The sequence below is a fragment of the Frankia sp. QA3 genome, assembly GCF_000262465.1.
GTDB lineage: Bacteria > Actinomycetota > Actinomycetes > Frankiales > Frankiaceae > Frankia.
This window is the reverse complement of the sequence record NZ_CM001489.1, coordinates 7,315,922-7,329,777: the sequence shown is the minus strand read 5'-3', so window position 1 is coordinate 7,329,777 and position 13,856 is coordinate 7,315,922. Positions and strand designations below refer to the sequence as shown.

Here is a 13,856-nt window from a genome sequence, read left to right as displayed (position 1 = left end):
CCGTCATCGGCCCGCGGCCCTCGGGCCGCACCTCGCCGAGCAGCACCGGCGCCGTCCCGGTGCCCACGGCGACGGCGCCGTCGTCGAGCACCGCCAGCCGGCCCGGCGCCAGCGCGTCCGACGCGTTCTCCGCCCTGACGCGCACCGGACCGATCTTGAGCCGCCGGTCCCTGAACACCGTCCAGGCTCCGGGCGCGGGCGTCGCCGCCCGGGTCAGCCGGTCCACCGAGACCGCCGGCAGAGTCCAGTCGATCAGCGCGTCCTGGGCGGTCAGCTTCGGCGCGAACGACACCCCCTCGGCGGGCTGGGGCACGGCCTGCAGGGTCCCGTCGACGATGCCGTCCATGACCGCGGCGAGCAGGTGCGCACCGGACTGCGCAAGCCGGTCGAGCAGGTCACCGGAGGTGTCGGTGGGGCGGACCCGCTCGGTGACGACGCCGAACACCGGGCCGGAGTCCATCGCCGGTTCGATCTGGAACACGCTGGCGCCGGTGAGGTCGTCACCGGCGAGCACCGTGCGCTGCACCGGGGCCGCGCCGCGGTAGGCCGGCAGCAGCGAGAAGTGCAGGTTCACCCAGCCGTGGCGGGGGATCGCCAACGCCTCCCGGGGCAGCAGGGCGCCGTAGGCAACCACTGGACAGCAGTCCGGCGCCAGCTCGGTGAGCGCGGCAAGGAAGTCCGGGTCGCGCGGCCGCTCCGGGCTGAGCACCGGGATGCCGGCCTCGTCGGCGAGCAGGTGCACGGGCGGCGGTTTGATCTTCCGCCCCCGGCCGGCGGGCCGGTCGGGACGGGTGACGACCGCGACCACGTCGTGGCGCGGGCTGTCGATCAACGCCTGCAGGCTGGGCAGGGCGACCGCCGGTGTGCCGGCGAAAACAAGACGCATACGCGAGCACCGATCCGCCGCGGCGCCATGCGGACGCCGCGGCCGTCTACGGGGGGCATGATCCGAGCTGTCCGACCGGGCCCGGGACCGTCCCGCCCGATACCCGGGGCGGGGACACGGGCGGCGTCACGGGCCCGCCGCTGCCCGACCGTACCGCGGGCGGGCGCCGCTGTGGTGGACGGCCGGCCCTGACGGCGGCCGGCCGGCCCCGGTTCCTTCACCGCCGGTCGCCGGGTTGGTCCGGTCGAAGTCCGGCGGGCCTGCTCGATTGCCGGAGGTTGTCGACGGTCTTCGTCGGCAAAACGGTCACCAAGCTCCAGCCGACCGCGGAAAGCCGCCGCGGGGAGGGGTGAGCGGAATCGGTTGTCACCGCGGCGGACCGCCGCCAGCGGTGCCGGGCGCGCTGTCAGCCGATGACGAGCGGGTCGAGCTGGACGCGCAGGCCGGCGGTGCTCCGGCGGGCGCCGAGGACGCCGCGGGCGGCGTGCAGGGCGGCGGCGAGGGCCGCGCCGCGCTCGCGGGGCACCCGGATGAGCAGCCGCTCGTTCTCGTCCACGCCGCCCGAGGCCGCGGCCGCCCGTGCGGGGGGTGCGGGCGGCAGCGGCACGGGGCCCAGCAGGTCGGCGCCCTCGGGCAGGCGGGTGACGGCGAGCAGCTCGGCGACGGCCGCGGCGCTGCCCTCCACGGCGGCCATCCTGGTCGCCGGTGGGAACCCGAGTTCGGCACGCTCGTCGGCCTCCCGGGCGGCGAAGGTCGCGGGATCCCAGCGGATCAGGGCCTGCACGACCGGGAGCCCGGCGTCGGCGGCCACGATGACCCGCCCGCCGCCCGGCGCCGGACGGGCCAGCGCCGCCGCCGCCGCCCAGCGCCGCAGGGTGGTCTCGGCGGCCCGCAGGTCCGGGCGGCCGAGCAGGGCCCAGCCGTCGAGGAGCAGCACCGCGCCGTACCCGCCGGCCGCGACCGGCTCGGCGCCGGGGGTCGAGATGACGAGGGCGGGCTCGGCGGGGACGGAGGCGAGCACGCCGTCGCGGCCCGAGGTCCGCACCGGGACGCCGGGGAAGGCGCGGCCCAGCTCTTCGGCGGTGCGCCGGTCTCCCGTCACCGAGGCCCGCAGCCGCACGCTCGAACACGACGGACACCGCCAGATCGCCGCCCCGGCCGCGCCGCCCGGGGCCCCGGCCTTGGCCTCGGGCGCGGTTGCGGTTCCCAGGGCGCCCGGGGCGGCGGGCACCGGGCGGCCGCACCACTGGCAGGACAGCACGCCGGCGCCGGAGGAGCGGCCAAGCGGACCCTGGCAGTGCCGGCAGCGGGCGGGACGCCGGCAGTCCGCGCACGCCAGCGAGGGTTGGTAGCCGCGCCGAGGCACCTGGACCAGCACCGGGGCACCGGCGGCCAGGGCCTGGCGGGCCGTGCGGACCGCGAGGGAGGGCAGCCGCGCGGCGCGGGCGGCGGGATCACGGGCGTACTCGTTGTCCGAACCGGTCGCCTCGACCCGGGGGGCAAGCGCCCGGACCTCGGGCAGGGGCAGCACCAGCGGATGGGCCCAGCCGGTGCGGACAAGCGCCTCGGCCTCCGTCGTCGGGCAGAACCCGCCGATCAGCAGGGCGCAGCCGTCCTGCCGGGTGCGCAGCACGGCGACGTCGCGGGTGTGCGGGTAGGGGGCCAGCGGCTCGGCGTGCAGCTCGTCCCCGTCGTCCCACACGACCAGCAGGCCGAGGTCGGTCACGGGGGCGAAGACCGCGGACCGGGTGCCCACGACGACCCGGGCCTGCCCACGGCTGGCCGCGAGGAATGCGCGGTACCGGCGGGACGGGCCGAGGTCGGCGCGCAGGGCGACGGTGCTCTCGCGCCCGACCACCTCGACCAGCGCGGCCTCGACCCGGTCGACGTCGCGGTGGTCGGGGACGACGACGACCGCCCCACGGCCCGACCGCACCGTGGCACCGGCCGCGGCGGCGATCATCGCCGGCCACGCGGGGCCGGGCGGCGCCCACCACACGGCGCGCGGCGACCGACCGGCGGCCAGCGCCGCGAGCATCGACGGCCCGGCGCCATAGCGCGCCCACTCCCCCGCCTGCCCGCCGACGGCCGCGCCGACGGCCGGCGACACGGCCCCCTCGGCCGCCTGGCCCGGGGTTGCGGCCGATGACGGGGCGGTTTCGGGCGCTACGGTGGCGGTCCCCGGCTGGGAGGAGGCGGTTTCGGTGCGGCCGTGGCGGGGTGGGACGGCGAGGCGAAGGACGTCGGCCAGCGTGCCGGCGTAGCGGTCCGCCACGGCGCGGGCGAGCCGGGCGATCGACTCGGACAGCACGGGCTCCGGGGAGACCGACCGCTCCAGCGGGGCCAGCCGGCCGGGGTGCTCCGAGACGGCCCGCCGCTCGAGGACGAAACCGTCGACCTGCCGGCCGGCGAAACGGACCCGGACCCGGGAGCCGGGCACGGCCGCCGCGGCGAGATCGGCCGGGACGAGGTAGTCGAAGGGGCGGTCGAGATGGGTCAGCGGGGTGTCGACCGCGACCCGGGCCACGGGCAGCTCCGCGGCCGGCGGGGCCGGCGCGCCGGGACCGCGGGACCGCCCCGGGCCGACGCCGGGGATCGTGTCGGGCTGCTCGGGCATGACGGCATTAGTACCAGGTCCGCCCGACAGGATCGGCCGGCCGCGGCGCGGGCCGATCCTCGCCGGCGGCAGGCGGTGCATCCCCCGGGAAGACGCGAAGCCGGGTCGGTCCGGCGATGCGGACCGACCCGGCTTCCACGTCGGTGATGGCGTCCGGCCGGGGCGTCAGCCCTTGACGGCGCGCTGGAGCGCCTCGGCGCGCGAGGTGGACTCCCAGGTGAAGTCGAGCTCGGGGCGGCCGAAGTGCCCGTAGGCGGCGGTCTGGGCGTAGACCGGGCGCAGCAGGTCCAGGTCGCGGATGATGGCGGCCGGGCGCAGGTCGAAGACCTGGGTCACGGCGTCCTGGATCTGCTCCTCGGGGACCGTGCCGGTGCCGAAGGTCTCGACGAACAGGCCGACCGGGTGCGCCTTGCCGATGGCGTAGGCGACCTGCACCTCGCAGGCGCTGGCGAGGCCGGCGGCGACGACGTTCTTGGCGACCCAGCGCAGCGCGTAGGCGGCCGAGCGGTCGACCTTGGACGGGTCCTTGCCGGAGAAGGCGCCGCCGCCGTGGCGGGCGTAGCCGCCGTAGGTGTCGACGATGATCTTGCGACCGGTCAGGCCGGCGTCGCCCATCGGGCCGCCGATCTCGAAACGGCCGGTCGGGTTGACCAGCAGGCGGCGACCCTCGGTGGAGATCTCGAGCAGCGCCAGCTCCGGCTCGACGACGTACTCGGCGATGTCGGGCGCGAGCAGCGTGTCGAGGTCGATGTCGGCGGCGTGCTGGGTGGAGACGACGACCGTGTCGAGACGCACGGGCTTGCCGTCGGCGTACTCGATGGTGACCTGGGTCTTGCCGTCTGGACGCAGGTAGCCGACCTGGCCGTCCTTGCGGACCGCGGACAGCCGCCGGGCGAGGCGGTGCGCCAGCGCGATCGGCAGCGGCATGAGCTCGGGGGTCTGGTCGCAGGCGAAGCCGAACATCAGGCCCTGGTCCCCGGCGCCCTGACGGTCGAGCTCGTCCTCGCTGGAACCCTCGACGCGGGTCTCGTGGGCGGTGTCGACGCCCTGGGCGATGTCCGCGGACTGCGCGCCGATGGAGACGCTGACCCCGCAGGAGGCGCCGTCGAAGCCCTTCTTCGACGAGTCGTAGCCGATCTCCAGGATGCGCTCGCGGACGACCGAGGCGATGTCGACGTAGGTCTTGGTGGTGACCTCACCCGCGACGTGCACCTGGCCCGTCGTGATGAGCGTCTCCACCGCGACCCGACTCTTCGGGTCATCCTTGATCATGGCATCAAGGATCGAGTCGCTGATCTGGTCAGCGATCTTGTCCGGATGCCCCTCGGTGACGGACTCGGACGTGAACAGGCGCGTCGCCACTGGTCTAACCCCCTGGGAGATCCGGTTGATTCCGACGAAAGCTTACCGAGGAGTCCGCACGGGCACCTGCACTGCCTCGCCGGGCGTTCCGGCACCGTGACCGGTCGGGAACTCCACCACGAGATCGAGGATCCGGTGCGCGACCAGGTCCTTGCTCGCCCGTTCGATGGTCGTCTGGCGACCGTCGGCGGCCAGGACCACGGCGGCGTTGTCCGCCACCTCGAACCCGAGCCCGGCACCGACCTGGTTGACGACGAGGAGATCGACCGGCTTGCGGGCGAGTTTCGCCCGCGCGTGGTCGAGAACCCCCCCGTCGGGACCGCCCGTCTCCGCGGCGAAACCAACCAGGAGCTGGCCGGGACGGCGGTTCGCCAGCAACTCGGACAACACGTCAGGGTTTCGCACCAAGGCAATGGAGTCGGGCGCCGCGGATTCTTTCTTAATCTTGTAAGCCTGGGGGGCCTGTGGCCGGAAATCGGCGACCGCGGCGGCCATCACGACGACATCCGCGGACGGCGCCACCTCGTGCACCCGCTCCCGCAGCTCGGCCGCGGAGGTGACCGCAACCGTGCGTGCCCCGGCCACCTCGGGCAGGGCGACGTTGGCCGCGACCACCGTCACCGAGGCGCCGCGGGCGAGCGCCGCCCGGGCCACCGCGTAGCCCTGGCGCCCGCTGGAGGCGTTGCCGAGGAAACGGACCGGGTCGAGGTACTCCCGGGTGCCCCCGGCGGTGACCAACACGTGGCGGCCGGCGAGGTCGGGGCGGACGCCGTTCGCCCCGCGGGCGAGCACGGCCATGCCGAGCGCGGCGATCTCCGCCGGCTCGGGCAGCCGGCCAGCCCCGGAATCGGCGCCGGTCAGCCGGCCGACGGCCGGGTCGAGCACCACCGCGCCCCGGGCGCGCAGGGTGGCCACGTTCGCCCGGGTGGCCGGATGCTGCCACATCTCGGTATGCATCGCCGGCGCGAAGACCACCGGGCACGTGGCCGTGAGCAGGGTCCCGGTGAGCAGGTCGTCCGCCCGCCCGGCAGCCGCGCGGGCCATCAGGTCCGCGGTCGCCGGAACGACGAGGACGAGGTCGGCCTCCCGCCCGATGCGGACGTGGGCGACCTCGTCGGCGTCGCTCCACACGTCGGTCGTGACCGGGTTGCCGGACAGCGCCGCCCAGGTCGTCTTCCCGACGAACTGCAGCGCGGACGGCGTGGGCACGACCCGCACCTCGTGCCCGGACTCGGTGAACCGGCGCAGCACCTCGACCGCCTTGTAGGCGGCGATACCCCCGGCCACGCCGAGCACGACCCGGGGCCGCCGGGCCGGGGCGCTCGCGGCGCCGGTGGGCTCGTCGGTCACGGCAGGGTCAGGCGACCGGCGGGAGGCTGTCGGAAACGGTCTCGTGGGTGAGCAGGCCGGCGTTGATCTCGCGCAGCGCGATCGACAGCGGCTTCTCCTGGGCGTTGGTCGTCTCGACCAGCGGGCCGACGTACTCCAGCAGGCCCTCGCCGAGCTGCGAGTAGTAGGCGTTGATCTGGCGAGCCCGCTTGGCCGCGTAGATGACCAGGCTGTACTTCGAGTCGGTGGCCTCGAGCAGCTCGTCGATCGGCGGGTTGGTGATGCCTTCGGGGTGGGCTACGGTTCCGGCCACGATGTCCTTCCGGGGTGGGTGTCCGGGGCGGCAGCCGCCGTCCGGACTGTGCGCCCGCGCTCAGGCGTCGGGACGCCTGCGCCCGGGTTCAGGCACGTGAGATGCGGCTTCGCGGCGCGGTACGAGCAGACCCGCACCTAAGAGCCGATCATCAATGCTACCAACCGCGCGGCCGCGGCCCGCACATCGTCGTTGACGACCACGTGGTCGAACTCCGTCTCGGCCGCAAGCTCGATGCGGGCCCGGTCCAGCCGGCGGGCGATGACCTCGGGCGGCTCGGTCCCCCGGCCGGTCAGCCGTCGGACCAGCTCCTCGAACGTGGGTGGGGCGAGGAAGACGAAGCGGGCGTCGGGCATCGCCGAGCGCACCTGGCGGGCCCCGAGCAGCTCGATCTCCAGCAGGCAGGGGACGCCCGCGGCGAGCCGCTCCTGCAGGGGACCCCTCGGGGTGCCGTAGGCGTGCCCGGCGAACATCGCGTGCTCGACGAACTCGCCGGCCTTGACCATCCGGGCGAACTCCTCGGCGTCGACGAAGTGGTACTCGACCCCGTCGGTCTCCCCGGGGCGGGGAGCCCGAGTGGTGGCGCTGACCGAGACCCAGACCTCGGGATGACGCTCACGGACGGCCGCGACGACCGTTCCCTTCCCGACGCCGGACGGCCCGGACAGCACTGTGAGACCCACGGCCCCAACCCTAGGGCCTCCGGGACGGCTGCCGCACAGCGGTCATCCGGCCGCGGATGGCCCAGGATGGGACTTGTTTCCCATGGACTTTCGGATCGGGGGCCGGTAAAGAATTCCGGCCCCCGATCCGCTCGGAAGGTACCGCGGCTTCGCCGGAAGAACGTGAGTGAGACCACTCACCCGGCGACGCCGCGTCCCGCCAAGGCCCTCCTCCGGTTGTCGGAGTGGATTTCCCACTCCACCGGATCAGGCCGTTCCGAACTCCTCGAGGAGCGCGGCGCGCTGCTTCGCGCCTAGCCCTCTCAGCCGGCGGGTCGGACTGATCCCGAGCCGTTCCCGGATCTTCTGGGCACGCACGCGCCCAACTCCGGGAAGTGACTCCAGAACAGCCGAAACCTTCATCTTGCCGACAACCTCATCGGCCTCGGCCTGTTCCAAGACGGCGGCCAGAGTGGTCTCCGCCTTCTTCAACCGCTCCTTGAGTTCCGCGCGCTGCTTACGAGCCAGCGCGGCTTTCTCGAGGGCGGCGGCCCTCTGCTCGGGCGTTAGGGGCGGCAGGGGCACGGGTACGCCTCCTCAATTCGGTGATCGCGCCGCGCAAACTAGCGAGGAAGTGGCTCCTCGGTCCAGCCTTGGCCACAACACTCTGATGCGGACATATTGTCAGCACAAGAGAAGGCTTTGACGGGACGAAAGGGGTGGCCCGCTCGTGCCGCACCCTTTCGGTCTACGACGGCCCCACCGTACCGCTTCGTACCGCACCAGGACGAACACACCCCGCCCTGACCACGGCCGTCAGCGGCCCGCAGGCCTCTGACCTGCGGAAATACTGTCTGCAACCGTTTTCGCCATCACGCCCAGATCGGTGGCTCGGGTGATGGGACGACCCACCACGACCAGGTCCGCACCCGCCTCCAACGCCTCCCGCGGGGTGGCGATCCGGGCCTGGTCGGCCACCTCGGACCCCTCTGGACGCACACCGGGAGTGATGAGAGTCACGTTGTCACCGAGCTCCGAACGGACCATTCGGACCTCCCTTGGACTGCACACAAGGGTGCGGGCCCCGGCCTCGACCGCGAGCACGGCGAGGCGGCGGACGGCGTCATCCGGCGGCCCGGCGAGCCCGACGGCGGCCAGCGCGGCCGCATCGAGCGAGGTGAGGACGGTCACAACGGCTACCTCGACCGCGGGGGCCGCGGCTACGGCCGCACGTATCATCGCCGCTCCCCCAGCCGCATGCACGGTGACGAATCGAGGCTGCAACGTGGCGACCGACCGCATTCCACCGGCAACCGTTGCCGGAATATCGTGCAGCTTGAGATCAACAAACAGCTCGGGTGCGACGCCGCTCGGCTCCCCGGGTGCCGCGCCGCCCGCGCCGGGCTCGGCGAGCAGGCCGGCCGCGCGCAGGGCCGTCACGACCGCCGGCCCCTCCCGGTAGAACAGCTCCAGCCCGATCTTGAGCACGGCGGCGTGCGGCGCGACCGCCTCGGCCCACCGCAGCGCCGTCGCGCCGTCCGGGGCGTCGAGCGCGACCGCCAGCGGCGCCCGACCGGCGCGCGGGGCGAACCGGGACGCCGCGCTCACCGACCGGTCCGCGCGGAGTCGAGGTCGGGATCGAGGTCGGCGTCGAGGTCGGCCGCCCCGCCCGGCTCGGTCGAACCGTTCCGCTCGGCGTCGCCCGCCACCGGCTCCGTGGCCGTGGCCGTGGCCGCGTCGGCGGGCGCGACCTCGTCCCCGGCGGACGGCACGGGTGACTGCTCGGTGGAGGGCGCGGCCGGGTCCGCCGCGGACGCACCGGGACCGGCGGCCGGGTCCGGGCCGCCCCATGCCTCACGCAGGGCGGCGTGGTACTCCTGCAACGGCCGGACGCCCAGCTCCCCGCGGACCAAGGCCTCGACGCCCTGCACGCAGGCGGCGGCGCCCTGGATGGTGGTGATGCACGGGACTCCGGCGCTGACGCAGGCGGTACGGATCTCGTAGCCGTCCAGCCGCGGACCGACCCCCCAGGGGGTGTTGATGACCAGATCGATCTGGCCCGAGTTGATCATCTCGACGCAGTCGAGCAGGCCCTCGGTCGGCGCCCGGTGCTTGCCGAGCACGACCGCCTTGACCCCGTTGCGCCGCAGCACCTCGGCGGTCCCCTCGGTGGCGTAGACGACGAAGCCGAGGTCCGCGAGCCGCTTGATCGGGAAGATCATCGCCCGCTTGTCCCGGTTGGCGACCGAGACGAACACCCGCCCGTAGGTGGGCAGCCCGTTGTAGGCGGCGGCCTGTGACTTGGCGTAGGCGGTGCCGAAGCCGTCGTCGATGCCCATCACCTCGCCGGTGGACTTCATCTCCGGGCCGAGGACGGTGTCCACCCCGCGTCCGCTGGCGTCGCGGAAGCGACCGAAGGGCAGCACCGCCTCCTTGACCGCGATGTGCGAGTCCAGCGGCAGGGTGGCGCCGTCGCCGGTGCGCGGCAGCAGGCCCTCGGCGCGCAGTTCGTCGACCGAGGCGCCCAGCATCACCCGGGCGGCGGCCTTGGCCAGCGGCACCGCCGTCGCCTTGGAGACGAACGGGACGGTGCGCGAGGCCCGCGGGTTGGCCTCCAGGACGTAGAGGACGTCGGACTGCAGGGCGTACTGGACGTTGAGCAGCCCCCGCACGCCGACGCCGCGGGCGATCGCCTCGGTGGACGTGCGGATGCGCTCCAGGTCGGCGCGGCCGAGGGTGATCGGCGGCAGGGCGCAGGCCGAGTCGCCGGAGTGCACGCCGGCCTCCTCGATGTGCTCCATCACGCCAGCGAGGTAGAGCGTCTCGCCGTCGAACAGGGCGTCGACGTCGATCTCGACGGCGTCGTCGAGGAACCGGTCGACGAGGACGGGGTGCTCCGGGGAGATCGCCGTGGCCCGCTCGATGTAGTCGCGCAGCATGGTGTCGTCGTAGACGATCTCCATCCCGCGCCCGCCGAGCACATAGGAGGGGCGGACCAGCACCGGGTAGCCGATCCGCTCGGCGACGGTGCGGGCCTCGGGGAAGGAGGTCGCCACCCCGTGCGGCGGCGAGGGCAGGCCGGCGGCGGCGAGCACCCGGCCGAACTGGCCGCGGTCCTCGGCCAGGTGGATTGCCTTCGGCGCGGTCCCGACGATCGGCACGCCCGCCTCGGCCAGCGCCGCGGCGATGCCCAGCGGGGTCTGGCCGCCGAGCTGGACGATCACCCCGGCCAGCGGGCCGGCCTGCTGCTCGGCGTGGACGACCTCGAGGACGTCCTCGACCGTCAGCGGCTCGACGTAGAGCCGGTCGGCGGTGTCGTAGTCGGTGGACACCGTCTCCGGGTTGCAGTTGACCATGACGGTCTCGAACCCGACGTCGGACAGCGCCATCACCGCGTGGCAACAGGCGTAGTCGAACTCGATGCCCTGGCCGATGCGGTTGGGGCCGCTGCCGAGCACGATCACCCGGGGCCGGCCGCTCGGCGCCACCTCGGTCTCGCTGTCGTAGGCCGAGTAGTGGTACGGGGTCTCGGAGGCGAACTCGGCGGCGCAGGTGTCCACGGTCTTGAACACCGGCCGGATGCCGGCGCGGTGGCGGAAGGCGCGGACCACGTCCTCGGAGGTACCGAGGAGCTCGGCGAGCTGGGCGTCGGCAAAACCGGCCCGCTTGGCCCGGCGGATGCCCTCCGGAGTGCGGGTGATGGCGGCGGCGATCTCGTTGAGGAAGACGATCTGATCGACGAACCAGGGATCGATGCCGGTCACCCGGGTGACGTCCGCCGGGTCGGCGCCGGCGAGCAGCGACTGTTGGACGGCCCGCAGGCGCCCGTCGTGCGGGACCCGGGTCGACTCCAGCAAGGTGGCCGCGTCGTCGGTCGGCGGGACGAAGGAGAACGTCGAGCCCGCCGACTCCATCGAGCGCAGCGCCTTCTGCAGCGCCTCGGCGAAGCTGCGGCCCACGCCCATCGCCTCGCCGACCGATTTCATCGTCGTCGTCAGCGTCGGGTCGGCACCGGGGAACTTCTCGAACGCGAACCGCGGCACCTTCACCACGACGTAGTCCAGCGTCGGCTCGAAGGCGGCCGGCGTGGTGCGGGTGATGTCGTTGGGGATCTCGTCGAGGGTGTAGCCGAGGGCAAGCTTCGCCGAGATCTTGGCGATGGGGAAGCCGGTGGCCTTGGATGCCAGCGCCGACGAGCGCGACACCCGCGGGTTCATCTCGATGACGATCTGCCGGCCCGTCGCCGGGTCGACGGCGAACTGGATGTTGCACCCGCCGGCGTCGACCCCGACGGCGCGCATGACCGCGATCGACATGTCGCGCATCGTCTGGTACTCGCGGTCGGTCAGGGTCATCGCCGGGGCGACGGTGATCGAGTCGCCGGTGTGCACGCCCATCGGGTCGACGTTCTCGATGGAGCAGACGACGACCACGTTGTCGGCGCGGTCGCGCATGAGCTCCAGCTCGAACTCCTTCCAGCCGAGGATCGACTCCTCGACCAGGACCTCCGTCGATGGGCTCGCCGCGAGACCGTCGGCGGCCATCCGGGCGAGTTCGGCCGGGTCGTGGGCGAAGCCGCTGCCGGCGCCGCCGAGGGTGAAGCTCGGCCGCACGACCACGGGGTAGGCGAACTGTTCGCCCGCGGCCAGGCACTCCTCGACGGTGTGGCAGATGGCGCTGCGCGCCGTCTCGCCGCCGACGCCGGCGACGATGTCCTTGAACGCCTGCCGGTCCTCCCCGGCGCGGATCGCGTCGATGTTCGCGCCGATCAGCCGGACGCCGAACCGGTCCAGCACGCCGGCGTCGTGCAGGGCGACGGCGGTGTTCAGCGCCGTCTGGCCGCCCATGGTCGCGAGGACGGCGTCGGGCCGCTCCCGCTCGATGATCTTCGTGACGATGTCCGGAGTGATCGGCTCGACGTAGGTCGCGTCGGCGATCTCCGGATCGGTCATGATCGTGGCCGGGTTGCTGTTGACCAGGATGACCCGCAGGCCCTCCGCCCGCAGCACCCGGCACGCCTGGGTGCCGGAGTAGTCGAACTCGCAGGCCTGGCCGATGACGATCGGCCCGGAGCCGATCACCAGGACGCTGCGCAGGTCCTCGCGCCGAGGCATCAGGACTCCCCTCCGGCGACCGCGGCACGGGCCTGGCGGGCGGCGGCCATCAGATCGCGGAAACGCTCGAACAGGTGGGCCGCGTCGTGGGGTCCCGGCGCGGCCTCCGGATGGAACTGAACGCTGAAGGCCGGCACGTCCAGGCACTCCAATCCCTCGACGACCTCGTCGTTGAGGCCGATGTGGCTGGCCACGGCCCGGCCGAACGGCGTGTCCGTCACCCCGGTCAGCGGGGCGCTCACGGCGAACCCGTGGTTCTGGCTGGTGACCGCGATGCGGCCGGTGGCCACGTCGCCGACGGGCTGGTTCACCCCGCGGTGGCCGTAGGTCAGCTTGTACGTCTCGAAGCCCAGGGCCCGGGCGAGCAGCTGGTGGCCGAAACAGATCCCGAACACCGGCACGTCGGCGCGCAGCACGGTGCGCAGCGCCTCGACGGCGTAGTCGGCGGTCGCCGGGTCGCCGGGGCCGTTGGACAGGAACACCCCGTCGGGTTCGAGGGCGAGCAGTTCCTCGCCGGTGGTCCGGGCGGGCAGCACGTGCACCTCGCACCCCAGCGCCGCCATGGCCGCGGGGGTGGCCCGCTTGATGCCGAGATCCAGCGCGGCCACTTTGAACTGCGCCGTGCCGGTCGCGGCCGGCACCACGTAGGGCTCTTTCGTGGAGACGATCGGGGCGAGGTCGGCGCCGACCATCTCCGGCGAGCTGCGCACCCGGTCGAGCAGCGCGGCCAGCGCCGCCCGCTCCCCACCGTCGTCGGGGCGCGACCCGTCGGCCCCGCCGTCCGCACCGGCTGCCGACCCGGTAGCGGACTCGGCCGACCCGGCAGCGGACTCGGCCGACCCGGCGGCAGACTCGGCCGACCCGCCGGCGTCGAGGTCGGTCGCGGGCAGCCCGTCAGCGGCCGAGCCGTCGGCGAGCACGCTGCTGATCCCGCAGCGCATCGCCCCGCGCTCGCGAAGGTGGCGGGTCAGCGCTCGGGTGTCGATGCCGCTGATGCCGACCACCCCGGCGGCGGCCAGCTCGTCGTCGAGGCTGCCGCGCGAACGCCAGTTCGACGGTCGCCGCGCCGGGTCGCGCACGACGAAGCCGGCGACCTGGATGCGGTCGGACTCGTAGTCGGCGTCGTTGACGCCGGTGTTGCCGATGTGTGGGGCGGTCATGATGACGATCTGGCCGTGGAACGACGGGTCGCTCAGCGTCTCCTGATAGCCGGTCATCCCGGTGCAGAACACGGCCTCGCCGAAGGTTTCGCCGATCGCGCCGTACGCGTCGCCGACGAAGCTGCGCCCGTCCTCCAGCATCAACACGGCGCGGGTCGGGTTCGCCCGGTCGACCGGCCGGTTCGCCGCAGCCGCCGCGGGGGCTGCCGGCTGGTCGCCGGCCGCGGGGCCGGGGGTAGTGGTGAGGGTGCTCACCGATCCTCCTTCAGCCTGCGGACCTCACCGAGTGGTGAGGTCAACGGGTCGACCGGTGACCGGCCGGGGTCGGACTGCTCGGGGCGGCCCCGGTCGCCGTAGCGGGGGTCCGCCGGGTGGGGGCCGGAAAGTCGGGGGTCGGCGTGCTGGGAGTCGGC

At 73.9% G+C, this 13,856-nt stretch carries 10 protein-coding genes; all 10 read right to left on the bottom strand.

The window, feature by feature from the left end:
* Window positions 1–886: methionyl-tRNA formyltransferase (fmt, locus tag FRAQA3DRAFT_RS29965; RefSeq protein ID WP_009742803.1), on the bottom strand; the 886-nt coding region annotated here is incomplete at its 3' end.
* Between the two features lie 406 nt (window positions 887–1,292).
* Window positions 1,293–3,503, bottom strand: coding sequence for a primosomal protein N' (locus FRAQA3DRAFT_RS29960; RefSeq protein ID WP_009742802.1), 2,211 nt, complete (start codon window positions 3,501–3,503; stop codon window positions 1,293–1,295).
* 165 nt (window positions 3,504–3,668) lie between these two features.
* A complete protein-coding gene (gene metK, locus FRAQA3DRAFT_RS29955) occupies window positions 3,669–4,865 on the bottom strand; it encodes a methionine adenosyltransferase (protein WP_009742801.1) in 1,197 nt (398 codons plus the stop codon).
* Window positions 4,866–4,907: 42 nt separating this feature from the next.
* Window positions 4,908–6,215, bottom strand: coding sequence for a bifunctional phosphopantothenoylcysteine decarboxylase/phosphopantothenate--cysteine ligase CoaBC (coaBC, locus tag FRAQA3DRAFT_RS29950; RefSeq protein ID WP_009742800.1), 1,308 nt, complete (start codon window positions 6,213–6,215; stop codon window positions 4,908–4,910).
* A gap of 7 nt (window positions 6,216–6,222) precedes the next feature.
* The gene (rpoZ, locus tag FRAQA3DRAFT_RS29945) at window positions 6,223–6,507 is read right to left on the bottom strand and encodes a DNA-directed RNA polymerase subunit omega (protein ID WP_009742799.1); all 285 of its coding nucleotides are present in this window, start codon (window positions 6,505–6,507) and stop codon (window positions 6,223–6,225) included.
* A 137-nt stretch (window positions 6,508–6,644) separates the two neighbouring features.
* Complete coding sequence (gmk, locus tag FRAQA3DRAFT_RS29940; protein ID WP_009742798.1) at window positions 6,645–7,190, bottom strand: guanylate kinase; 546 nt, start codon at window positions 7,188–7,190, stop codon at window positions 6,645–6,647.
* A 246-nt stretch (window positions 7,191–7,436) separates the two neighbouring features.
* The gene (mihF, locus tag FRAQA3DRAFT_RS29935; protein ID WP_009742797.1) at window positions 7,437–7,754 is read right to left on the bottom strand and encodes an integration host factor, actinobacterial type; all 318 of its coding nucleotides are present in this window, start codon (window positions 7,752–7,754) and stop codon (window positions 7,437–7,439) included.
* A gap of 231 nt (window positions 7,755–7,985) precedes the next feature.
* Window positions 7,986–8,777: an orotidine-5'-phosphate decarboxylase gene (gene pyrF / locus FRAQA3DRAFT_RS29930; RefSeq protein ID WP_009742796.1), complete on the bottom strand. Its 792-nt coding sequence runs from the start codon at window positions 8,775–8,777 to the stop codon at window positions 7,986–7,988.
* Window positions 8,774–12,283 carry a carbamoyl-phosphate synthase large subunit gene (gene carB, locus FRAQA3DRAFT_RS29925; protein ID WP_009742795.1) on the bottom strand — a complete coding sequence of 1,170 codons (3,510 nt, stop codon included), beginning with the start codon at window positions 12,281–12,283 and terminating at the stop codon, window positions 8,774–8,776. Before carB ends, pyrF begins: the two co-directional genes overlap by 4 nt.
* Window positions 12,283–13,698, bottom strand: a complete 1,416-nt coding sequence (locus FRAQA3DRAFT_RS29920; protein ID WP_009742794.1) for a carbamoyl phosphate synthase small subunit — start codon at window positions 13,696–13,698, stop codon at window positions 12,283–12,285. Before FRAQA3DRAFT_RS29920 ends, carB begins: the two co-directional genes overlap by 1 nt.
* Between the last annotated feature and the right edge of the window lie 158 nt (window positions 13,699–13,856).

Bases quoted from the DNA above. Each gene is read 5' to 3' on its own strand.
- carB (WP_009742795.1), bottom strand. From the start codon at position 12,283: ATGCCTCGGCGCGAGGACCTGCGCAGCGTCCTGGTGATCGGCTCCGGG.
- FRAQA3DRAFT_RS29960 (WP_009742802.1), bottom strand. From the start codon at position 3,503: ATGCCCGAGCAGCCCGACACGATCCCCGGCGTCGGCCCGGGGCGGTCC.